Annotated in this window: 21 protein-coding genes and 3 tRNA genes; 22 read left to right on the plus strand and 2 right to left on the minus strand. The window is 46.6% G+C overall.

Annotated elements, in window-relative coordinates; all coding sequences use genetic code 11:
* The first annotated feature begins 151 nt into the window (after positions 1-151).
* The 7 genes from HNQ47_RS07855 to HNQ47_RS07885 all read left to right on the plus strand — a co-directional run bounded on the left by HNQ47_RS07855 (position 152) and on the right by HNQ47_RS07885 (position 6738).
* Positions 152-239: transfer RNA gene (locus HNQ47_RS07855), tRNA-Leu, on the plus strand.
* A 544-nt stretch (positions 240-783) separates the two neighbouring features.
* Positions 784-2199, plus strand: a complete 1416-nt coding sequence (locus tag HNQ47_RS07860; RefSeq protein ID WP_183328849.1) for a hypothetical protein — start codon at positions 784-786, stop codon at positions 2197-2199.
* A 98-nt stretch (positions 2200-2297) separates the two neighbouring features.
* Positions 2298-2373 (plus strand) — tRNA-Thr (locus tag HNQ47_RS07865).
* Between the two features lie 60 nt (positions 2374-2433).
* Positions 2434-3225, plus strand: a complete 792-nt coding sequence (proC, locus tag HNQ47_RS07870; RefSeq protein ID WP_183328850.1) for a pyrroline-5-carboxylate reductase — start codon at positions 2434-2436, stop codon at positions 3223-3225.
* Positions 3226-4389, plus strand: coding sequence for an O-antigen ligase family protein (locus tag HNQ47_RS07875; RefSeq protein ID WP_183328851.1), 1164 nt, complete (start codon positions 3226-3228; stop codon positions 4387-4389).
* 30 nt (positions 4390-4419) lie between these two features.
* The gene (locus HNQ47_RS07880; RefSeq protein ID WP_183328852.1) at positions 4420-5412 is read left to right on the plus strand and encodes a M23 family metallopeptidase; all 993 of its coding nucleotides are present in this window, start codon (positions 4420-4422) and stop codon (positions 5410-5412) included.
* A gap of 9 nt (positions 5413-5421) precedes the next feature.
* Positions 5422-6738: an RsmB/NOP family class I SAM-dependent RNA methyltransferase gene (locus HNQ47_RS07885; protein ID WP_183328854.1), complete on the plus strand. Its 1317-nt coding sequence runs from the start codon at positions 5422-5424 to the stop codon at positions 6736-6738.
* Positions 6739-6756: 18 nt separating this feature from the next.
* Here HNQ47_RS07885 and HNQ47_RS07890 read toward each other — a convergent pair whose 3' ends face one another.
* A complete protein-coding gene (locus tag HNQ47_RS07890; RefSeq protein WP_183328855.1) occupies positions 6757-7944 on the minus strand; it encodes an FprA family A-type flavoprotein in 1188 nt (395 codons plus the stop codon).
* Positions 7945-8104: 160 nt separating this feature from the next.
* Between HNQ47_RS07890 and HNQ47_RS07895 the strand changes: the two genes are divergently transcribed.
* The 8 genes from HNQ47_RS07895 (at position 8105) to HNQ47_RS07930 (ending at position 15597) form a co-directional block, all read left to right on the plus strand.
* On the plus strand, positions 8105-8776 hold the full coding sequence (locus HNQ47_RS07895) for a transaldolase family protein (protein ID WP_183328856.1): 672 nt from the start codon (positions 8105-8107) through the stop codon (positions 8774-8776).
* A 127-nt stretch (positions 8777-8903) separates the two neighbouring features.
* Entirely contained in the window at positions 8904-11468 is a 2565-nt protein-coding gene (locus HNQ47_RS07900; RefSeq protein ID WP_183328857.1) for an ATP-dependent Clp protease ATP-binding subunit, read from the plus strand.
* A gap of 58 nt (positions 11469-11526) precedes the next feature.
* Positions 11527-12264 carry an NAD-dependent protein deacylase gene (locus HNQ47_RS07905; protein ID WP_221248082.1) on the plus strand — a complete coding sequence of 246 codons (738 nt, stop codon included), beginning with the start codon at positions 11527-11529 and terminating at the stop codon, positions 12262-12264.
* Positions 12265-12312: 48 nt separating this feature from the next.
* The gene (locus HNQ47_RS07910) at positions 12313-12867 is read left to right on the plus strand and encodes a chromate transporter (RefSeq protein WP_183328859.1); all 555 of its coding nucleotides are present in this window, start codon (positions 12313-12315) and stop codon (positions 12865-12867) included.
* Positions 12864-13406, plus strand: coding sequence for a chromate transporter (locus tag HNQ47_RS07915; protein WP_183328860.1), 543 nt, complete (start codon positions 12864-12866; stop codon positions 13404-13406). Before HNQ47_RS07910 ends, HNQ47_RS07915 begins: the two co-directional genes overlap by 4 nt.
* 85 nt (positions 13407-13491) lie before the next feature.
* Complete coding sequence (locus tag HNQ47_RS07920) at positions 13492-14676, plus strand: cation:proton antiporter (RefSeq protein WP_183328861.1); 1185 nt, start codon at positions 13492-13494, stop codon at positions 14674-14676.
* Between the two features lie 60 nt (positions 14677-14736).
* A tRNA-Ser gene (locus HNQ47_RS07925) sits at positions 14737-14826 on the plus strand.
* An 84-nt stretch (positions 14827-14910) separates the two neighbouring features.
* Positions 14911-15597: an HAD family hydrolase gene (locus HNQ47_RS07930; RefSeq protein WP_183328862.1), complete on the plus strand. Its 687-nt coding sequence runs from the start codon at positions 14911-14913 to the stop codon at positions 15595-15597.
* A 26-nt stretch (positions 15598-15623) separates the two neighbouring features.
* Here HNQ47_RS07930 and rho read toward each other — a convergent pair whose 3' ends face one another.
* A complete protein-coding gene (gene rho, locus HNQ47_RS07935) occupies positions 15624-16916 on the minus strand; it encodes a transcription termination factor Rho (RefSeq protein ID WP_183328863.1) in 1293 nt (430 codons plus the stop codon).
* A gap of 181 nt (positions 16917-17097) precedes the next feature.
* Here rho and HNQ47_RS07940 point away from each other — a divergent pair, with 181 nt between their 5' ends.
* The 7 genes from HNQ47_RS07940 to HNQ47_RS07970 all read left to right on the plus strand — a co-directional run bounded on the left by HNQ47_RS07940 (position 17098) and on the right by HNQ47_RS07970 (position 22743).
* On the plus strand, positions 17098-18483 hold the full coding sequence (locus HNQ47_RS07940; protein WP_183328865.1) for a pyruvate carboxylase subunit B: 1386 nt from the start codon (positions 17098-17100) through the stop codon (positions 18481-18483).
* A 3-nt stretch (positions 18484-18486) separates the two neighbouring features.
* Positions 18487-18822, plus strand: coding sequence for an OadG family protein (locus HNQ47_RS07945; RefSeq protein ID WP_183328866.1), 336 nt, complete (start codon positions 18487-18489; stop codon positions 18820-18822).
* Positions 18822-19202 carry a biotin/lipoyl-containing protein gene (locus HNQ47_RS07950; protein ID WP_183328867.1) on the plus strand — a complete coding sequence of 127 codons (381 nt, stop codon included), beginning with the start codon at positions 18822-18824 and terminating at the stop codon, positions 19200-19202. Before HNQ47_RS07945 ends, HNQ47_RS07950 begins: the two co-directional genes overlap by 1 nt.
* Positions 19203-19215: 13 nt before the next feature.
* Positions 19216-20367 (plus strand): sodium ion-translocating decarboxylase subunit beta, encoded by a 1152-nt coding sequence (locus HNQ47_RS07955; protein WP_221248083.1) that lies wholly within the window; start codon positions 19216-19218, stop codon positions 20365-20367.
* A 2-nt stretch (positions 20368-20369) separates the two neighbouring features.
* Positions 20370-20711, plus strand: a complete 342-nt coding sequence (locus HNQ47_RS07960) for a DUF1284 domain-containing protein (RefSeq protein WP_183328868.1) — start codon at positions 20370-20372, stop codon at positions 20709-20711.
* 44 nt (positions 20712-20755) lie between these two features.
* A complete protein-coding gene (gene buk / locus HNQ47_RS07965; protein ID WP_183328870.1) occupies positions 20756-21859 on the plus strand; it encodes a butyrate kinase in 1104 nt (367 codons plus the stop codon).
* A 62-nt stretch (positions 21860-21921) separates the two neighbouring features.
* Positions 21922-22743: a GNAT family protein gene (locus HNQ47_RS07970; protein ID WP_183328871.1), complete on the plus strand. Its 822-nt coding sequence runs from the start codon at positions 21922-21924 to the stop codon at positions 22741-22743.
* Positions 22744-22787 lie beyond the last annotated feature (44 nt).

The following is a 22787-nucleotide window of genomic DNA, read 5'->3' on the forward strand; positions in this document are numbered from 1 at the left end:
AATTCCGCCTGATCAGCAAACCATTAAGATTCCCTTTAGGTAAAGACAAAATGAAGGGACAGAAAAATTTATGACCCCTTTACTAAAGTATAGAACGCAATAAATTCACACTTGCATTCGTTATGATTCTTTTGTATAATTATTAAGCAATGCCCGAGTGGTGAAATTGGTAGACGCAGTGGACTCAAAATCCACCGAGTGATGAGCTCGTACCGGTTCGAGTCCGGTCTTGGGCACCATGATACTTGAAAAGCAGATCAGATGATCTGCTTTTTTATTTCTCAGAGTAAATATAAATTTCTTAATATATGGAGAAGATCCGGTGGCTTTTGAATGGATCTATTTTATGAAAATGCGAATATAACCTAAAAAGTCGACGAATTTTTAAGAAATATCATACTTTTATCTCATACTTTAGTATTATCTTTATGAAATATTCATGTTAAAAAATATAAATTTTTACGTTTTTATTTCAAAATTTATAAAAATTGTGTATAGTTAGTAGTATTTTGGTAAACATCAAAATACGCATGAACATTCAAAAAGGGATAGTTCAGACTTTTTTTCGAAAAGGCTGGACAAATCCTCATACTTTGCCTGTATCTGCATTGGCGGCAGATCAAAAGGATAGGCAATGAACCTGAATTGATAAGAGGGATAAATCATTCAATGAGCAGGGAGAAAAGGCATCGATTTGATTCGATGCCTTTTCTTTTATAAAATTCCCTGAGTTTTCTTTTTTTACCCGGCAGATGTGATAAAATAGATTATCGAGGAAGTTCTATGAGCAAAGAAGAAAAGAAAAACAGCCCTTACGAAATCGATGATTTTGCACAAGCTTTATTAGATAAAAAAACCGAAACTGTCATCCACGCGGATGATCCGGTCGATGAAGGCCCGAAAACCGATCGGGAAGATGCGGAACAAAAACTTTCCAGTGCGCTGGACCGGCTTCGTAAAGAGCGCGGTCAGAAATCGATCGAACAGGAAGAGCGCGACTACAGTATTCGTTTTCATGATCCGATGGAAATGGACGAGTTTGATACGGCCTCTTTCCGTATGGATGATGAAATGACCCAGCAGGCTGTCGTGGAAACAGCTTTGCATGGTGTTCAGCCAAAACGCGCAGAAAAAGAAGAAAAGACAGAGACAAACGAATCGACAGCGGAGCAGGCAGAACCAAAGCCGAATAAAAAACAGCCATTTTGGAAACGGAGAAAAACAAGATCCAAACCGGCAAAACCCAAAGCGGATAAAGAAGGAAAACCAGGATCTCAAAAAATACAAAAAAATCAAGAAGCAAGACCGAAATCTGCCGTGCAGGAGTTCTTTGAGTCGGAAGAGCCTGCCGATCCAACGGAAGCAGAACCGACAAAAGAAGAGAATAACGCAGGAACTGAACCTGCGGCAGAAATAAGCACCCGGCGGTTTGCTTTGCACCGTAAACAAAAACCGCCAAAATCACCGCGGCAGAAAATGAAATGGATCGTGATCCTGACCGTATTCCTGGCAGGGGCTTTATTGCTTTGTGCCTATTCTTATAAAGTAATTGTTTATGATCCGGCACATCTGGTGACAGAACAGCAGCAGAAATATTACGATCAGTTCGTTTCATATGCCGATGAGTGGGATATGCTTTCGGATACGGAGAAAAATGAATTGATCAGTTCGCCGATGCAGAAAAAGTATAAAAAGCTGAACGAGCAGCAGAAAACCGACATCAACGCTTATTTTAAGGAGCAGACAGGAAAAACACTGACGGCACGGATCAAAGAACTGAAACAGAAAAAGACGAATAAATCTTTGGAGAAAGATGAAAATTATCAGACGATCATTGCTTATCTTAATGACTGGGATACCTATGATGATTCGACAAAATCGTTGGTCGTCCAATACAAGGATATGTACAAACAGTTGAATTCCTATCTGCAGGATAAAGTGAACGATCTCTCGAAAAAGAAGACGGATAAAAGTTTTTTAACATTGATCCAAGAATACGAAACAACCGACGAAGAAGAAACGGAAACGGATACTTCAACGAGCACAGACTCAGAAAGTACGGATACGCAGACAACGCAGTCTGACCAAGCGCAGACGGATTCCCAGCAAGCCACGGATACATACAGCACACAAACAGATAGTACACAGACCGATACGCAGGGACAATATGATTATTATAATACGCAGATGCCTGCATAAGGAGGCTATAGATGATAAAAAACCGTTTTAACAAAAAACGGTTTTTTTATTTCATCCTTGCAATTTAAACAGACTTCATGTACTATATAAAAGCAGTTGCCGAAGTAGCACAGTTGGTAGTGCAACGCACTCGTAACGCGTAGGTCGGAGGTTCAAGTCCTCTCTTCGGCACCATTTGTCTGAATCGCATCACGTTCCTGTGATGCTTTTTTTGAAGGAAAAAGAGGTAAGAAAATGAAATTAGGATTTATCGGATGCGGCAACATGGCCAATGCGATGATCAACGGCATTGTTGCATCACAGGTCGTAAAGCCAGATGAAATCATTGCTTCCAATCGTTCGATGCCGGCATTGGAAAAAGCACAGGCGGCCTACGGTATTCATGTTACACAAAACAACAATGAAGCCGCCGAAGCAGATATCGTTTTCTTATGTGTAAAACCTAAGGTATATCCGGAAGTGATCAAACAAATCCGGGATCAAATGACCGATGATCAAATCATCGTGACCATTGCGCCGGGCTTTACACTGGAAGCTTTGGAAAATGCATTCGGAAAACCGGTCAAACTGGTCCGCACGATGCCAAATACACCAGCCATGGTATCTGAAGGCATGACGGCTTTTACGACCAATGAATTGGTATCCAGAGCGGAAACGGAACAAGTGAAAAAGCTGCTCAATGCGTTCGGACGCTGTGAAGAAGTAGAAGAGTTCATGATGGATGCGGTTACTTCGGTTTCCGGATCTTCACCGGCCTATGTCTATATGATGATCGAAGCGATGGCGGACGGCGCTGTACGGGATGGCATGCCGCGGGCACAAGCCGTACGTTTTGCGGCCCAGGCGGTTCTAGGATCCGCAAAGATGGTGCTGGAAACCGGCAGACATCCAGGCGAATTAAAAGATATGGTTTGTTCGCCGGCCGGCACGACGATCGAAGCAGTGGCAGTCCTGGAAGAAAAAGGATTCCGGGCTGCGGTACTGGATGCGATGGCAGCTTGTACAAAAAAAGCGAAAGGAAAGTAAATGAAAACTATTCGTGAAGATCTACGATCTTTTCAGAAAAATGACTGGCTGATCATGATTATGGTCACGTCGATTTTTCTGCCGCATTTGGTCTTTATTTTGACCAATGTCGTGATTCTTTCGTATTTATTACTGAAAGGCGAATTATGGCCGTATATCCGCAGACAAGTCGGTAAGAAATGGGTCTATGGTTTCCTGCTTCTGGAAGCAATCGTGTGCGTTGTTTATCGGAATTTGCTTGGGTTCGGAGTGACCGCCGGTTTCTTCCTGTTGATGGTGAGCGTCGGCTATTATTCGCAGGTCATTCATCCGAAGTTGTTCCATTATATAACGGAATGGGTGCTGATCTGTTCGGTGCCGATGATCATTCTTGGGCTCATTCAGTTCCGCTATGTATCGCAGCTGGGCGGCTATTCTTTTTGGGAATTCAAGATCCAGAACAGTCCGTCTCGCCGGATCACCGGAACGTTTCAGAATGCCAATTTGTTTGCGCTGATGTGCGAGTATGTTTTAGCGACATGTTTATATTGTTTCCTAAAAAATAAGCAGCTTCTGCATCGTGTGTGGTATGTTTGTATCGCACTGGCCAATTTTGGCATTATTTTATTGACCGGCTGCCGGGCTGCGTTGGTCCCGCTGATCTTTGTGATCCCGATATTGCTTTATTTTGCGAAAGAGAAAAAATTGATGGTGGTGTATGCGGCAGCATTGGCCGCTGTTCTTGGTGCGGTTGTTACCCATCCGACCTTGATCCCGCGTTTCAATGATTTCAGCACGATCGAAAGTCGGTTCAAGATCTGGCGGGCCGGGATCCGCATGTTTAAAAGATATCCGCTGTTCGGCAACGGCCCGTGGACCTATCATCGCAATTATTTGGCATTTCATGCACATAAGGCAGTACACTGCCACAATATTTATTTAGATGCGCTCGTTTCATTCGGCATAATAGGCTGTGCTTTTTTCGCTTATTATATTCTCTACATTTTTAAAATTGTCCGCCGGACATTGTCTGCAGATCGGCTGCTGTTCGGTTTTATGGTCGGCATGTTGGTGATCGTCGGTGTGCATGGGCTCGTTGATGGTACGCTGTATCCGATCAAAGATGATTTGTATTTATTGTTTATTTTATACAGTGGATTTATGTATCGAAAACAATCTGCATAGACAAGAAAGACAGACAGAGAAGGGAGAACCATGAAATTCTTACCGACTTTGATTTGTCTTTTTTTATCGGCCTCGCTGAGCACAGTACCGATCGATCATTTGGAAAATCAGGTAAAAACCGTTTCGTCGGCGGATGCACCGGCGCTGTCTAAAAAAATCCGACGTACACAGGATATTTGGATCCGTTATCAGGATTACCAGGAAATCGTCCTTCATCGTCATCTGGCCGATCCGGAAACTAATCCAAAAACGATTCGCAGCGATCGGCAAGCCATCCGCGCCTGCAGCCGGCAGCTGGAACGTTTAACGGATGCCCAAGCGATCCTGGAAAAGAGATTTCAGGCGCAGTATCGGGATATCAAGCCTGGGGGACAGGCAAATATGGATCGTGTGATCCCCGGCGATCATGATCTACCGTCCTTCGGCGGGATTTATCGTAAACAAAAACCGGCTTCTGATGCTTGCCTGTTGGAAGGCGATGAAGACGTAGGTGAATACAGTCTATCTTGGATTCCTTATATAGAACGTGGTACAATCAGTGCCGGGACATGGGCGTACCCAAGCGGCGGGATGCACTTAGGCATGGATGTCGCTGCACCGCTGATGAGCCGGATCGTGGCCGGTGCCAATGGATTGATCCTTTATGCAGACGATCCGGTGCCAAGCAACTGCGGTTATTTGGGAAATTACTGCGGCTGGCCCTACGGCGGCGGTAATACGATCTGTATGCTTGCGGCGGTCAACGGTAAACTTTATGCGGTCAGTTTATGCCATTTATCCAATCAAATCCTGGTCGTTCCCGGCCAGCAGGTACATCAAGGTGATCTGCTTGCTTATTCGGGCAACAGCGGCAATTCAACCGGACCGCATACACATATTGAAGTGATCGAGCTGAAGACCGACGCTGCGCAAGCTGCTGCGTATTTTCGGCAAGGTGCGGACTTCAGTTTTGGATGCGGCTGGGATACACCGGCGGCTTGTTCGGCCATTGGCTGCCGGGTACGTCCCGAGGAAGTTTTTTAGGAGAAAAACATGAATGAGGAATTTTTAGAACGGATCCGATCGTATATCCCCGATGAATACGATGCGTTTGTTAAAACACTATCGCAGCCGATGTACAGAGGCCTGCGTATCCAGACCCATAAAATCGATCCGGAAACGTTTTTTGCCCATGCAGGCATGCGCCTGCAGAAGGCGCCGTTTTCTGATCAAATCTATTACATCGACCGACCGATGGGACATACGATCGGCCATATTGCCGGTTTGTTTTATCTGCAGGAGCCCAGTGCTTCCTCTGCGGTGACGGCATTGGACGTGCAGCCGGACGATACGGTGCTGGACCTGTGTGCCGCCCCGGGCGGAAAAAGTACCCAGATCGCGGATCGGCTGACTTCCGGATTTTTGGTTTCGAATGAGATCTCCCGGCATCGTGCCATGACCTTGCTTTCGAATATGGAACGTATGGGCGTGATGAATATGGCGGTGACCAATTTACCGCCTGAGAAACTTTGTGAGAAAACGGCAGAGGCATTTGATAAAGTGCTGGTCGATGCACCCTGCAGCGGAGAAGGCATGATGAAAAAACATGCTGAGGCTGCAGATTGGTCGCTGGCACGTGTGCTGACTTGTGCCGACCGCCAAAAAGAAATTCTGAAATCTGCCTATCGCATGCTGAAAAAAGACGGGACGATGGTCTATTCCACCTGTACCTATGCCAAAGAAGAGAATGAAGAAGTGATCCGTTGGTTTCTTGCACAGTATCCGGACATGAAACTGGTGCCGGTCGAAGCTTCTTTCGGCCGCCCGGGCTTTGGCTTGAGCGAATGTCGGCGGATCTTTCCGATGGACGGCGGAGAAGGGCATTTCGTCGCAAAGTTGGTGAAAACAGGCGGCGGCATCGGCCGTCTGCCGATTGTGAAAAGCGACCGGCCGGATGCTTCGGCACGGACATTTATTAAACAGCAGATCGGCCGTCTGCCGGCTTATTTTCAGGTCAAAGGCAGTGCGGTCTTTGCGATGGAACATCCATTTTTGAAACTGCCGGCTTTACGGCAGGGCATCTATGTGGGGGATGTGTTAAAGAATCGTTTCGAGCCAGCCCATGCTTTTTATATGAATGCCGATTGGATCGATGCTTATCAAATGAAAGCAGAGCTGAATGAAGAACAAGCAGATGCCTTTTATCATGGTATGCCCGTTGTCTTGGCACATTCTAAAGGATTTACAGCAGTCTGTGTCAACGGCTATCCGATCGGCTACGGCAAAAGCGACGGCCGGCAGATCAAAAACAAGCTGCCCAAGGGACTGCGCCTGCCGCCTCATTCGCATATAAAAAAAGAATTCCGATGATCATCATCGGAATCTTTTTTATAAGTTCTTTGCGATTTCTTTTGCGGTTTCGTAATAATTATCCAGCTGTTCCTGGTTCGGACTGAAGCTCTGGCCAATTGCGTTCTGCACCATTTCCAGACCGGCTTCGGCCATTTTTTCATCCAAGATCGACGGCACTTTCGGGAACCAGCCGTAGGCACCGAACGTCAGGCCTTTCTTGCCTTTTAACTTCGCTGCCCGTAAGTGTTCCAAAAAGGCTGCCACGCTGTAGGACATATCGTTGTTGTAGGTACCGGAACCTAAGCAGATCAGTTTCGAATCCATTGCTTCACGGAAGACGATGGACGATTTGGTTTCGCTCAGTTTATAAATTTTTACTTCCATACCGCCGGCAGCAAAACCTTCTGCCATGCTTTCGGCGATTTGCTGGGTATGATTCCAGACCGACTGATAGACGATCAATACTTTGTTCTTGTTTTCCAGATTCGCAAATTTCTGGTAGGCTGCCAGGATATCCGGAATGTATTGTTTCCAGATGATACCGTGTGCCGGCATGATGTATTCGATCTCCCAGTTTTTGGAAAGGATCAAATTCAGCTTTGCTTTGACCTGTGCGGTATAAGAAAGCACGATATTCGCAAAATATTCCTTCGCCTGTTCGATGCAGTACCAGCGGTCCAGATTTTCATCGGTCATCTGATAATTGATGATGTGCTGACCGAATGCATCGTTCGAGAATACAACTTTCAGTTCCGGCGAATACGTCAGCATATTATCCGGCCAGTGGATCATCTGCATCTCGACAAAAGTCAACGTATATTTACCTGTGCTCATGGTATCATCGGTTTTCAGCACCTGGATCGGTACATCACCGAAATACTGCGCTTTCATGTTGCGGACACCGCCCTGTGACGCATACACTTTCGCATTTGGATATTTCGCGTAAATTTTTACAAAAGCACCGGAATGATCCGGCTCTGCGTGCTGGAGAATAATATTGTCAATTGGCCGATCGCCTAATACAGATACGATGCGTTCGATGCATTCATCGGCAAATTCTGCTTCGACCGTATCGATCAATGTTACCTGGTCATCAACGATCAAATAGGCATTGTATGTTGTGCCTTCTTCGATCGGGTAAAGCTCACCGTGGAAATGACGATTGTTGAGATCGCGGACACCAACCCAATACACGTTCTCTTTGATTTGAACAGCTTGTTTCATTCTATTTTCACCTCATGAATAGTCTAAATGGTTTGGACGGGATTGTCTAGACAAATTCAAAAATCGATTCAAATAATAAAAAATAATAAAAAATAATAAAAAAATGCTTGTATCTTCGCCTCTTTATGCTATAATGATTTTGTCAATAAGGAGGAGACATATGGAACTCATTTTGGATACTGCCGATATTAAAGCAATCAAAGCATTGGATGAATTGTTAACGGTGACCGGTGTGACGACAAACCCAACGATCATCACAAAATCAGGAAAAGATCCGGAAACGGTCATTCAGGAAATTGCCGACTATTTAAGTGAAGATCAGCTGTTCTTTATTCAAGTCGTAAAGACGGATTACGAAGGGATCATGGAAGAAGCTGAGCGCATCAGCAAGATTCGTCCGAAGAACATGTTGGTGAAGATCCCTGTTACACGTGAAGGTCTGAAAGCCATCAAAGAATGTAAAAAACGCGGCATCCGCACGTTAGCTACTGCGATCTATTCCGCTGATGAAGCTTTCTTAGCAGCAATGAATGGTGCAGATTATCTGGCTCCATATGTCAACCGTATGTGCAATTATGGAGACGGTGTTGCCGAGGTCAAAGATCTGATCGAAATGCTGCGCATCAACAATATGCCGACGAAAGTCGTTGCGGCAAGCTTTAAGAATACCAGTCAGGCACACGAACTGATCAAAGCCGGTATCCAGGCAGAGACTTTACCGCCGGATGTTGTATGGAACATGATCGATCACCCAGGCACAAAAATTGCTGTCGGGGAATTTACGATGAATTGGCAGAAGGCGTACGGACGTACGACTTTGTTTGAAAAATAATCGGAGGGCTGAACGAAAAGTTCAGTTCTTTTTTTATAAAAAATTAGCACTTAACTATTGACAGTGCTAAATGTTGTGCTATACTGTTAGCAGTTAGAGATGAAGAGTGCTAAAGGAGGTGCTTTCTATGAACTACGAACAAATGTCTGAAGGACTTCAAAGAGTATTGATGAATGCTGCGGAAAACGCAAAAACGAAGCAGCATCCGACGGTCGATACGATAGATATGCTGGGGGCCATTTTCAAAGAAGAAACCTTGGATGGCCTGTTTGAGCGTGTGAATGTTGATAAGAACCGTGCCTTGGAAATTATTGCAGAAGAAGAAGGTCATATGGCCCGCAGTTCTTCGGCAAATCTGAATTTTTCCAGTGAAGTGCAGAGATCATTGGACAAAGCGGAACAATGGGCTCATGCGCATGATGAAACTTACTTATCGGTTGCCAGTGTCTGGCTGGCATTGATGTTCAACCATTCCTATATCTCTAAACGGCTGGTGCGGGAATTCCATTTGAACGAGAAGGACTGCCAGCAGGCGGAACTGGACCGTCGTAACGGAAAAAAATATGATACGCCTAATTCCGAAGAGAATGTCGAAAGTTTGAAAAAATACGGCCGCGACCTGGTACAGGATGTGCGGGACGGCAAGATCGATCCGATCATCGGACGAGATGATGAGATCCGCCGTGTCATGGAAATCTTGTCGCGGAAAACCAAGAACAATCCGGTGCTGATCGGCGAACCTGGTGTTGGTAAGACAGCGGTCGTTGAAGGCCTGGCTTGGCGGATCATGAAAGGCGATGTACCAGAATCGCTGCGTGACAAACGCTTGATCGAATTGGATATGGGATCATTGATCGCCGGTGCAAAATACCGTGGTGAGTTCGAAGAGCGTCTGAAATCAATTTTGGATGAAGTCAAAAAAGCCAATGGTCAGATCATCTTGTTTATTGATGAGATCCATAACTTGGTCGGCGCAGGCAAGACAGAAGGCTCGATGGATGCAGCCAACTTATTGAAACCGATGTTGGCGCGCGGTGAGCTGCATTGTATCGGTGCGACGACATTTAAAGAATATCGCCAGTACATTGAAAAAGATGCGGCACTGGAACGTCGGTTCCAGCGTGTCATGGTCCAAGAACCAACCGTCAATGATACGATCAGTATTCTGCGTGGTTTAAAAGATCGTTTTGAAAGCTATCACGGTGTCCGTATCCTGGATGAAGCCTTGGTATCTGCTGCAACACTTTCGGATCGTTATATCACGGATCGTTTCCTTCCGGATAAAGCGATCGACTTGGTCGATGAAGCATGTGCAACGCTGAAAGTAGAAATGGAAAGCATGCCGCAGGAATTGGATGAATTGGAAAGAAAGATCCTGCAGCTGCAGATCGAACTGACTTCATTGAAAGATGAAGAAGATAAAAAAGCTGTCGAACGCCGTGAACAAATCGAGGAAGAGCTCGGCCGCCTGCAGTCGAAACGCGATGAAATGCATTCGCGCTGGGAAGACGAAAAAGCGGCTCTGGCGCATTCGCAGGAAGATAAACAAAAATTGGAAAAGGCACGTCTGGATCTGGAACAGGCTCAGAACGAAGCGCGTTATGAAGAAGCTGCCAAACTGCAGTACGGCGTGATCCCGGAATTGGAAGAACGGATCAAGAAAGCCGAAAGTCTGAAAAAAGACGATGCGCTGATCCAGGAAACAGTAGACGAAGAATTGATCGCGAAGATCGTTTCGAAATGGACCGGTGTTGAAGTGAGCCGTTTGGTTGAATCTGAACGGAACAAGCTGCTTCGCTTAAAAGACGAAATGAAGAAACGGGTCGTCGGTCAGGATGAAGCACTGGAACTGGTAACCGATGCGATCCTGCGCAGCAAGGCACAGATCCAGGATGAAAACCGTCCGATCGGTTCATTCATGTTCCTTGGTCCGACAGGTGTCGGTAAAACAGAAGTTGCCAAAACATTGGCAGAACAGCTGTTTGACGACGAACGTCATATCGTACGGATCGATATGTCGGAATATATGGAGAAACATAGTGTTTCCCGTCTGATCGGTGCCCCTCCGGGATATGTCGGCTATGATGAAGGCGGTCAGCTGACGGAAGCCGTACGCCGGAATCCGTACAGTATTGTATTGTTTGATGAGATCGAAAAAGCCCATCCGGATGTATTCAACGTCCTGCTGCAAGTTCTGGATGATGGCCGCATCACCGATTCGAAAGGTGTGACCGTTGACTTTAAGAACACGATCATCATCATGACCAGTAATCTGGGCAGCCAGTATGCCTTTGAAAATATCACGGATCAGGAGCGGCATGATAAATATCTGGAAGAAGTAAAACGTCACTTTAAACCTGAGTTTATCAACCGTATCGATGAAATCGTGGTCTTCCACGCTTTGGATGAAAAATCATTCGTTGCGATCGCGCATAAGTTCATCAACCAGCTGTCCAAACGAATGGCTGAGCGGGATATTACTCTGAATGTTTCCGATGCGGTCTATACGCAGATTGCGAAGATGGGCGTGGATCCGGTCTTCGGTGCCCGTCCGATGAAGCGTTATATCCAGCGGCAGATCGAAACTGAGATCGCGAAGAAGATCATTGAAGAAGGCGTCGTCAAAGATGCTCAAATCAATATCGACTTTGTCAACGGAGAATATACCTTCACGGTCATTCAGGAAAAATAAGAGAATGCGAGGAAAAAATCCTCGCATTTTTGTATAATAAAAACAAGAGGTGATGAACATGTCCACTTTATCAGATTGGATCCAAGAATCGGATAATATTGTATTTTTCGGCGGTGCCGGTGTATCCACGGAAAGCAACATTCCAGATTTCCGCAGCGATAACGGCATATACAAAAAGAAATACCGTTATCCGGCCGAATACATGATCAGCTATAGTTTTTTCCGTTCCAACCCGGAAGAATTCTATGAATTTTACTTTAATCAAATGGTTTATCCTGATGCAAAACCGAATGCGGCACATTACGCGCTGGCAAAATTAGAGCGTGCCGGCAAACTGAAAGCTGTCGTTACGCAGAATATTGACGGTCTGCATCAGAAAGCCGGCAGCCAGACGGTCTATGAACTGCATGGCTCGATCCTGCGCAATACGTGCATGGACTGTCGGAAGCAGTTCAATTTAGAAGAAACAATGGCACTGCGGGACGACAAGGGCATTCCGCGTTGTGATGCCTGCGGCGGGATCATCAAGCCGGATGTTGTTTTATATGAAGAAAGTCTGGATGAGAATACCATTTATCATGCGGTGGAAGCCATTGCGCAGGCGGATCTGCTGATCATCGGCGGTACCAGTCTGGTGGTCTATCCGGCTGCAGGCTTTATTCAATATTTTAACGGCCGGCATATGGTCTTGATCAACCGGGATGAAACTTCGATGGATCATAAAGCCGATCTGGTCATTCATGATTCCATCGGTCAGGTGCTGAGCGAAGCGACTGCATTTCTGGATGAAAAATAATTGGAGAAACGATACCTTTGTGGTATCGTTTTTTTGAAGGGAATCAGTATGGAAAAAGAAGAGCATGTATACAGAACTTTATTTCTGTCTACGTTATATTTATCGGCTTTTACATTCGGCGGCGGCTATGTGATCGTTTCGCTGCTGCAGAAAAAATTTGTCGATCAGCTTCACTGGATCGATCAGGAAGAAATGCTGGATCTAGTGGCGATCGCGCAGTCTTCCCCTGGGGCCATTGCGATCAATGGCTCTATCGTCATCGGGTATAAACTCGGCGGATGGAAGGGCGTGGCGGCCGCGGTTGCGGGAGCTGTCATACCGCCGTTTTTGATCATGGCGGTCATTTCGTTTTTCTATCAAGCATTTATTTCAAACTATTACATCAAAACATTACTGGCTGGTATGGCGGCCGGCATGTCTGCGGTCATCATTTCAGCAGTCTATGACATGGCATCCGGCATCGTACGCGGTCATGATACGGTCCAGATCGTTGTGATGATGCTTGCTTTTATCGCCAATTTCTGTTTCGGCATTTCCGTGATTTGGTGCATATTGGCCGCCGGAGCGGTCGGTTTTCTGCAAAGCAGGAGGGAATCGGTATGAGCACACTATGGGAACTCTTTCTTTCGTTTCTGCATGTCGGCGCATTATCTTTCGGCGGCGGGTATGCAGCGATGCCGCTGATCCAGGAACAAGTTGTGCTGAAGCATCATTGGATGAGCATGTCGGATTTTTCGAATCTGGTCACGCTGTCGCAGATGACGCCGGGACCGATCATCACAAATGCGGCGACGTTTGTCGGCCAACGGGTCGCCGGCCTCCCAGGCGCGGTTGCTGCAACCGTGGGCAGTATTTTTGTGCCGTTGATTTTTGTGAGCATCTTAGCCTATCTTTATAAGAAATACCGGCGGATGCAGACACTGCAGGGCATTCTCAAAGGGATCCGTCCGGCGGTTGCGGCGATGATCCTTTCCGCCGGTTTACTGATCCTCATTCCGGCAGTTTGGCCGCGGGGACGGTTCAATGCAGCGATGTTTGTATTGTTTATTTTATCGTTTGCGGCGCTGCGGAAATGGAAGTGGGACCCGATCCTGGTCATGTTATTAAGTGGTTCTGCTTACTTAGCGGTTTGTCTTTTATAGCCTGTAAGAAAGCTGAAATGTTGAATTGACAAGATATTTAAATTGTTCTATATTATTTTTGGTTTTTTGGGATGGAGATGAAAATATGGACAGCTACTTATTCCTAAGAGATCTAGCTATCTTGGTTTTTGCGGCTAAATTTCTGAGTGTCACCTTACGTCATTATGGTGCTCCCGCTGTTGTCGGACAGATCCTGGCCGGTTTGATCGTCGGACCGTGTCTGTTTGGGTGGGTCCATGAATCGCTGTTTATCGATCAGATGGCTGAAATCGGCGTCATCATGTTAATGTTTGAAGCAGGATTGGGAACCGATATGAAGAAACTGCGGAAAACCGGTGCCAAAGCAACGGCTATTGCCTGTTCCGGTGTATTTGTGCCGATGGTCCTGGGATGCATTTTATATATGGCATTTTATGGCTGGGGCCCGGTCGGCAGTGATACTTTTATCAAGGGATTGTTTATCGGTACCATCATGGCAGCCACTTCCGTCAGCATCACGGTGGCAGCGCTGCAGGAACTAGGACGGCTGAACGGCCTGATCGGAACAACCATTACCAGTGCGGCGATCATTGACGATGTGATCGGCATCATTGTGCTGACCTTTGTGATCGGATTGAAGTCTTCTTCTGCCAATACTGGTACGATCGTGATCAAATCCCTGCTGTTTTTTGCGTTCGCGCTGATCTCAGGCATCATTGTCTACAATATTTTCAAATGGCTGGATTCTCGGTACGAGCACACCCGCCGGATCCCGATCATCGGTTTGTGCTATGCGTTATTGATGGCCTATATTGCCGAAACATATTTTGGTTTGGCGGATATTACGGGGGCCTACGTTGCCGGCATCGTGCTGTGCAACTTATTTGACGCTTCGTATATTCAGCGTCGTGTAGATATTGCTTCGTATATGATCTTCTCGCCGGTCTTCTTTGCGGGCATCGGATTGAAGACATCCTTCAGCTCGATGAATGCAACACTGCTGATCTTCAGTATCTGCTTCGTGATCGTTGCATGCCTCGGCAAGGTCATCGGCTGCGGCTTGTGTGCAAAGCTTTGTAAATTTAACAATCATGAATCGTTGATCATCGGCGTCGGCATGATGACGCGCGGCGAGGTTGCGCTGATCACGGCTCAGAAAGGACTTTCGGTCAATTTATTGACATCGGATTTCTTTACACCGGTCATCCTGATGATCTTATTCAGTTCGATCGTGGTGCCGATCCTGCTGAAACGGCTGTACGCACAGTCACATAAATTAAGCGCTGATTAAGGACTGCGGTCCTTTTTTTATTGACATCGCGAAAAATAATTTGTATTATTAAAAGGCACTGGAGAGTTGTCCGAGTGGTTTAAGGTGCAGTCTTGGAAAGGCTGTGTACTCGAAAGGGTACCAAGAGTTCGAATCTCTTACTCTCCGCCATTGAAAATAAAGCCCTTAAGTAAGGGCTTTTTTGATTGAAATTTACGTTCAGGTCTTATTTACATCTTATTAAAGGAGAAAACGATGAAATACAAAGTCATTTTTTTTGATTTTGACGACACCTTAGGCGACCGTCAGACTTACAGCTATCAGACATTCGCAGAACTGATCGATACATATTGTCCGATCGATGACCTCATTCAGCGGGAAGCCGTCCTGCAGGACTGCATGCTTTGGGATATGCGCGGCAACTATAATAAGCAGTTTATCGTGGAGAATCTGAAGAAACGATACGGCATCGAACTGCCGATCAAAAACTTTCTGATCTGGTGGTCCGACCGCCAAAGCAAGCTGGCATTACCGAAAGAAAATGTTTATCATGTGCTGGAAGAACTGCGCCAGGAAGGCTATCGGCTTTGCATCCTGACCAATGGGTATGAAAAATATCAGAAGCGCAAAACAAAGAACATTCATGTCGATACTTTGGTTGATAAAGTCATCACCAGCCAAATGGTCGGTGTGAAAAAACCGGATCCAAGGATCTTTCAGGAGGCCCTAAGTCAAATGAAGGCCCGAGCCAGTGAGGCCGTCTATGTCGGAGATACCTTTTCCAATGATATTTACGGTGCTTACCGCACAGGGATCCAGCCGATCTGGATCCGCAGTCTCAGCTGGCCGGGAACGGCCCCGGTGCCGCGTATTGAAGATTTATCGGAACTGCCGGCTGTCATCCACGGTTTGGAGCAGGGAACGATCAAAAAGAACGTATGAAAAAACTGTGCATGAGCACAGTTTTTTTATGCTTTTCGGTGCTGCAGCAGATACTGCAGCAGATCGGCATTGGATTTCGTACGGGCAAACAAGGAAAGGGCCCACTCCGTAGCTTCATCATTGCGCATGGAACTCATGGAACGCCGCAGGATGCGGACACCTTCCATCTCAATTGGACTGAGCAGCAAGTCATCGCGGCGGGTGCCGGATTTCATGAAATCAATGGCCGGGAACATGCGCCGTTCCTGCAGTTTTCGATTGAGCACAAGTTCCATGTTTCCTGTTCCTTTGAATTCCTCAAAGATCACCTCATCCATTTTGCTTCCGGTTTCGATCAAAGCAGTCGCTAAGATCGTCAAACTGCCTTTTTCACGCGTATTGCGTGCGGCGCCGAAAAAGCGCTTCGGCATATAAAGGGAAGCCGGATCGAGCCCGCCGGATAACGTACGGCCGCTCGGTGCCACCGTTAAATTATAAGCTCGGGCCAGACGGGTGATGCTGTCGAGCAGGATGATCGTATCATTGCCGGCTTCGGTCAGACGCTTGGCACGTTCGATGACCATTTCACTGACACGTTTATGATGCTCCGGAAGTTCATCAAAGGTCGAGTAGATCACTTCGACATTTTCACCGGCAACACTTTCTTTGATATCGGTCACTTCTTCCGGCCGTTCATCGATCAGCAGGATAATGATGTGCATTTCGGGATGATTCTTTTGTACCGAAATGGCAATGTCTTTCAGTAAAGTGGTTTTACCGGCCTTCGGCGGGGAGACGATCATCCCACGCTGGCCTTTGCCTACGGGAGCGAGAAAATCAACCGCACGCATGGACAAGTTATCTGTCTGCCGTTCTAACTGTATGCGATGATCCGGAAAAATTGGGGTCAGATCTTCAAAATTCTGCCGTTTTTTATTTTCTTCCGGTGAGATACCGTTGACAGAAGAGATATAAAGCAAGGCCTGAAATTTTTCTGTCGCTTTTTTTGGCCGTTTGTCCCCGCACAACATATCGCCGGTCTTCAGTCGGAAGCGATGGATCTGCGAGGGAGAGACATAGACATCATTTTCTCCGGGCAGGTAGTTTTCACAGCGAATGAAACCGAAGCCATCCGGCATGACTTCCAGGATGCCTTCAGCTTTTTCGTGATGTTCTTGTTTCGGTTTCTTTTCTGGTTTTGGTTTTTGGGCGAGATCGAAGTTGACCAGCTGTTCGATCAAGTCGTTTTTCTTTATTCTTGAGATCCCTTTGATTTGTTTTTCTTTTGCGATCTTGCGCAGTTCAGCCAAAGAAAGGGATGTATATTCATCTTTTGTCATGGTTCATGCTCCTCATTCAGAACGATTTTATCATATTTATCCCATTTGTCGAAAAATACGAACGAATTTGTTTTCAATTATGTAAAAAAATGGGAAATTTTCGTAAAAATCACTTCACAAAAATTAAATATCCGTTTATAGTAAGTGTAAATGTTTTTTTAGATTCAGAGGTGGAAGGATTATGAAAAAAGTACAGATCACGGAAACAGTCTTGCGTGATGCTCAGCAGTCTTTGATTGCCACACGAATGCCGCGTTCGGATTTCGCGGATATTTTAGAGACGATGGACAACGCAGGATATTATTCTTTAGAGTGCTGGGGAGGGGCTACCTTCGATTCTTGTCTTCGATATTTGAACGAGGATCCATGGGAGCGTCTCCGTTTTATTCGTTCAAAATGCAAGAAAACGAAACTGCAGATGCTGCTTCGCGGTCAGAATATTTTAGGATACCATCATTATTCGGACAATACCGTACGGGCGTTTGTACGGGAAGCGATCCAGAATGGAATCGATATTATTCGTATTTTCGATGCATTGAATGACTACCGAAATATAGAAGTGGCAGTGGATGAATGTCTCAAGAACGGCGGTCATGCACAGGGCACGATCTGCTATACGACCAGCCCGATCCATACCATAGAAAATTTTATCCAGCTAGGAATTTCGTTGGAAAAGATGGGATGCAATTCGATCTGCATCAAAGATATGGCTGGTATCATGACTCCGGAAGTTGCTTATCAACTCGTGAAAGGATTAAAAGAAAACGTTTCGATCCCGGTCATCGTACATACTCACAGCACGACCGGTCTGGCGCCGATGACGTATTTGAAAGCAGTCGAGGCCGGCGCAGACGGCATCGATACAGCTATTTCATCCATGAGCGGCGGTACCTCTCAGCCGGCGACCGAATCCATGGTCTATGCGCTGAATGAAATGGGCTATGATACCGGACTGACCATGGAAAAACTAAAACCGATCAATGACTTCTTCGTCCCGGTCCGTCAGAAATTCATCGACAACGGAACGTTGAATCCGCTGGTCATGGGCACGAATATCAACGCATTGAACTACCAGATCCCTGGCGGCATGCTTTCGAATTTAATTGCTCAGCTGAAGGCGCAGAATGCATTGGATCGTCTGGATGAAGTATTGGAAGAGACACCGCGTGTGCGTAAAGACTTAGGCTATCCGCCGCTGGTCACACCAATGTCGCAGATGGTCGGTGTACAAGCGGTACAGAATGTTCTTTCCGGTGAGCGTTATAAGAATATTTCCAAAGAGGTTCGCGCTTATTTGCGCGGTGAATACGGCCGTGCGCCGGGTGAAGTCAATCAGGAACTGGTTGCCAAGGCTTTGAACGGCCAAAAGCCGATCGAAGGCCGCTTTGCGGAAACCATCGAACCGGAAATCCCGAAGGCCGTGCAGTATTTGGGTACCCGTGCCCGCAATGAAGAGGATGTTCTGAGCTATGTCGCTTTCCCGACCCAGGCAGAAAAATTCTTTGAAACGCGTGAAGAACGCAAAGCGCTGCATGTCAGCTATACGATCATGAAAGAAGGCGAGTAATCCATGCATATTACGCAGTTAACAACCGGCGAAGGTCTGCTGGTCGCACTGTATGGTTTCATTACCGTCATGTTGATGCTGCTGGCGCTGGTCGCTGTCGTCAACTTTGTGTCATGGATCGTCCGTAAGTTTGAGCCCAAGAAACCGGTCTCTCCGGCTAGTTATGAAGTATTGGAACGGCCGGCTGCGGATGGTAAATATACCGGTGAGGTTTCTCTGATCGATGTCGATGAGAAAACGGCCGCCTGTATCATGGCGATTGTCAGTGATGAAACATCAATTCCTTTGAATCAACTGATTTTCAAACGGATTCGTTTGATTAAGGAAGGGGAAAAATAATGAAGTACATAGTAACGTTAAACGGAAAAAAATATGAAGTAGAAGTCGAAAAAGGCGAAGCAACGGCTGTTTACGCCGGTCCGGCTGAACCTGTTGCACCAAAACAAAATGTAAAACAAGAAGCACCGGCGCCGAAAGCTGCCGCACCGGCAGCACCTGCCGGAGCAGGAGATCCGATCAAATCCCCGATGCCGGGCACGATCCTGGAAGTGAAAGTTTCCAGCGGACAGTCCGTGAAGGCCGGTGATATCCTGTTTATTCTTGAAGCAATGAAAATGGAAAATGAGATCGTTGCACCGAAAGACGGCACCATTACGTCTGTGACCGTCGCAAAAGGTGCAGCCGTGGAAACCGATGCGGTTTTAGCAACCATTCAGTAAGGAGGGAATTGATATGGAAATTTCTTTCTTTGGCGTATTAGGCCGTATTTTATCGACCTCCGGATTTGCGGGCATCGCCGTGGATCCGCGGCAGCTGATCATGATCATTCTCGGCTGTGTCCTGCTTTATATGGGCATCGTTAAAAAATACGAACCATTGTTGTTGGTGCCGATCGCGGTCGGTGTATTGATTTGTAATTTCCCAAATACCGGAATTCTGAACGGTCCGGGCGAAGGAAACAATATTGGTTTTATGTGGGTCCTGTACCAAGGTGTCCAATATGCGATCTATCCGTCGATCATCTTTCTGGGCATCGGTGCGATGACGGATTTTGGACCGCTGATCGCCCGCCCGTCTTCATTGATCCTGGGAGCGGCGGCACAGTTTGGTGTGTTCACTGCCTTCTTGATGGCGCTGCTGGTCTTTCATTTCAGCCCGCAGGAATCTGCGGCAATTGGTATCATCGGCGGCGCTGACGGTCCGACAGCGATCCTGGTTGCGAGCCGTCTGGCCAAAGATTACCTGCCGGCGATTGCCATCGCAGCCTATTCTTATATGGCCTTGATCCCAATGATCCAGCCGCCGTTGATGCGCCTTTTGACAACGGAAAAAGAACGCAAAGTTAAGATGGAACAGCTGCGGCCGGTCTCCAAAGCCGAAAAGATCATTTTCCCGATCGCGGTCATGATCTTTGTTGTGCTGCTGATACCGGATACCGCCCCGTTGATCGGTATGCTGATGTTCGGAAACCTGCTGAAGGAAAGCGGTGTGACCGATCGATTGAGCGATACTGCGCAGAATTCTTTGACAAATATTGTAACGATCGCCTTAGGTCTGTCGGTCGGCTGTAAAGCGACTGCGGATACATTTTTGACGATCCGAACGATCGAGATCATCTGCTTAGGTTTGGTTGCCTTTATGCTGAGTACCGTCGGCGGTCTGCTCTTTGGTAAGATCATGTACAAAGTAACAGGTGGAAAAGTTAATCCGCTGATTGGTTCTGCCGGTGTCAGTGCCGTGCCGATGTCAGCCCGTGTTTCTCAAGTAGAAGGCCAGAAAGCCAATCCGTCCAACTTCCTGCTGATGCATGCGATGGGACCGAATGTAGCCGGTGTCATCGGTTCAGCGGTCGCTGCTGGTTTCTTTTTGAATATTTTTGGATAGTTATGAAAAAGGTCATCCGGCTGCGTTATCATCACGGTTTGTGCCTGAAGAATTTTATCGGCGAAGGCTACAGTGAAGAATTTGTTGATCATTTCAATGAAGTTCTTGAACAGCTGCCGGAAGCTGAAATCGAATGGATCGAAGACTGTGATACGATTTGTGCATCGTGTCCGCGTCGCGTCGGCGATCATTGTTCCTCGGTCATTCCGGATAAAATTGATAAAAAAGTCAGGAAGTATTTGAAGCAGGGCTATTCTTGGAACACGATGAATCAGACTTTGTTTTCAAAAATCTGCAAAGGATGCGAATGGTATCCGTTATGTAAACGAATCAGGGAATCTTGAATTTCAAGATTCCTTTTTCTATAATGCTCATGGGAAGGTACGATATGAAAAAATACAAAATTTTTGTGATCAATCCAGGGTCGACTTCGACCAAACTGGCTTTATATGAAAATGCAACTTGTTTACTTTCGACGAATGTTTTTCATGATTCATCGGTGCTGATCAAATTTCCAAAGATCAACGATCAGCTGATGTACCGCATGATGGTCATCCAGAAGTTTATCGAAGACAATCATGTTGATTTGACTGGAGTCGATGCAGTGGTCGGCCGCGGCGGCAGCTGTTATGCGGTAGAAAGCGGTATCTACGAAGTCAGCGATCAGCTCCTCCAAGATACCCGTGAAGCCAAAGGCGGTCTGTATCATGTCTCGATGCTGGGCGTACAGTTGGCCCGCATGGTCGCAGACGAATACGGCGGCCGTGTCTTTATGATGGATCCGCCGATCGTAGATGAATTGTGCGATGAGGCCCGTCTGACGGGTGTTTCTGGGATTTACCGGAAAGCGGTTTCCCATGCACTGAATGAGAAAGCCTGTGCTAAACATCATGCCCGCGTGATGCATCAGGACTATGATCAAGTGAACTATATTGTCTGCCATATTGACGGCGGGATTTCCATTACCGCCCATCGGCACGGCCGGATGATCGACGGGAATGACGCCGGCGGCGGCGAAGGACCGTTTACGCCGACCCGCATGGGCAGCATGGCGGTGACGGACATGCTGCTGTATTTCAAGGACAAGTCGCCCGAGGATATCCGGAAACTGTGTTATGAGGCCGGCGGACTGAGTTCTTATTTTCATACCTCGGATGCAGATGTCATTCATCGAATGGTCGATGAAGGGGATGAAAAGGCAACACTGGTCTGGCAGGCGATGATCTATCAGATCGTAAAATACATCGGTGCCATGAGCACAGCCTTGAAAGGACAGGTGGATGCCATTCTTCTGACGGGCGGTCTGCTGCGTTTTGATGATATCACGAATACCATTCGGAAAGACTGCGGCTGGATCGCACCGGTTTATGCGTACCCGGGAGAATTTGAACAAGATGCCATGGCGCAGGGGGCACTGCGTGTCCTGCGCGGGGAAGAACAGCTGAAAGAATACACCGGAAAGCCAGTTTGGTCTGGCTTTGACTGGGATTGAATTTGATTTTTTGATCAAATACGTGTATGTTTTTAACATAAAGCGGAATAGGAGGTAACTTCGTGCTTATCAAAGTTTATAAAGAAAAAGTCCTGCTCAAAGACGATCAGGATAATACTATTGCGGGTATTGATTTTCCGCAGACGCAGACCGGCATCTGTGAAATTTCAGATATATACAGCGAACGGAAACTGGCCGACAATGTCCGTGAGAAATTGATGTCCCTGGCTGTCAATCAGGTCCGTAAAAATGGCTGGAAAGTTGTACCGAATTCAACGCAGATCCAGACCTGGTTCAATACACATCCGGGGGACCGCGATTTAGTTGCATCCGTGGTACCGGAAAGCGAAGGATATCAGGCAGCTGCCGATCATATTGAAAAACCGCCGATGATCAGTGAGCGCGCCAAAACAGAAGCAAAGAACACGTCGCGCGGCATCATGCGGATCTTCCAGAATTTATCCGGATTGGCAATGTTCTGTGTATTTATCTTGTTTATGTATTTTGGCGTATATGTAAACGGCGGCATGCAGGTGGTTCTCAATGTGATCAACGGTCTTGTTTCATTTGATAACCTGGTGCTGACCGGAGCGATGGCTTTGTTTGCGGTCTTTACACTGATCGAAATTTTCTGGACTTTATCCCGGAAAAAAGTTACGAAAGACGGCGTGACTGAAAAAGTTGATGTCGGCCGCGGTCTGCTGGCATTTATTTTGATCATTATTTTCTATTACGGTCTTCAATACGCTGTCGATCGCTATGGTATGAATAATAATGTACTGCAGCAGGCAAATCTTTATTTCCTGCAAGTACCGCTGATGATCTACTTTGCGATGGGCGGAGCTGTGTTATCACTGATCCGAAAGTTGTTTGGACGGAAATAGTCGCTGAAAAGCGGCTTTTTTTCTTATTAGTCCAAATATAGCAA

Source organism: Catenisphaera adipataccumulans (genome assembly GCF_014202755.1).
Lineage (GTDB): Bacteria > Bacillota_I > Bacilli_A > Erysipelotrichales > Erysipelotrichaceae > Catenisphaera > Catenisphaera adipataccumulans.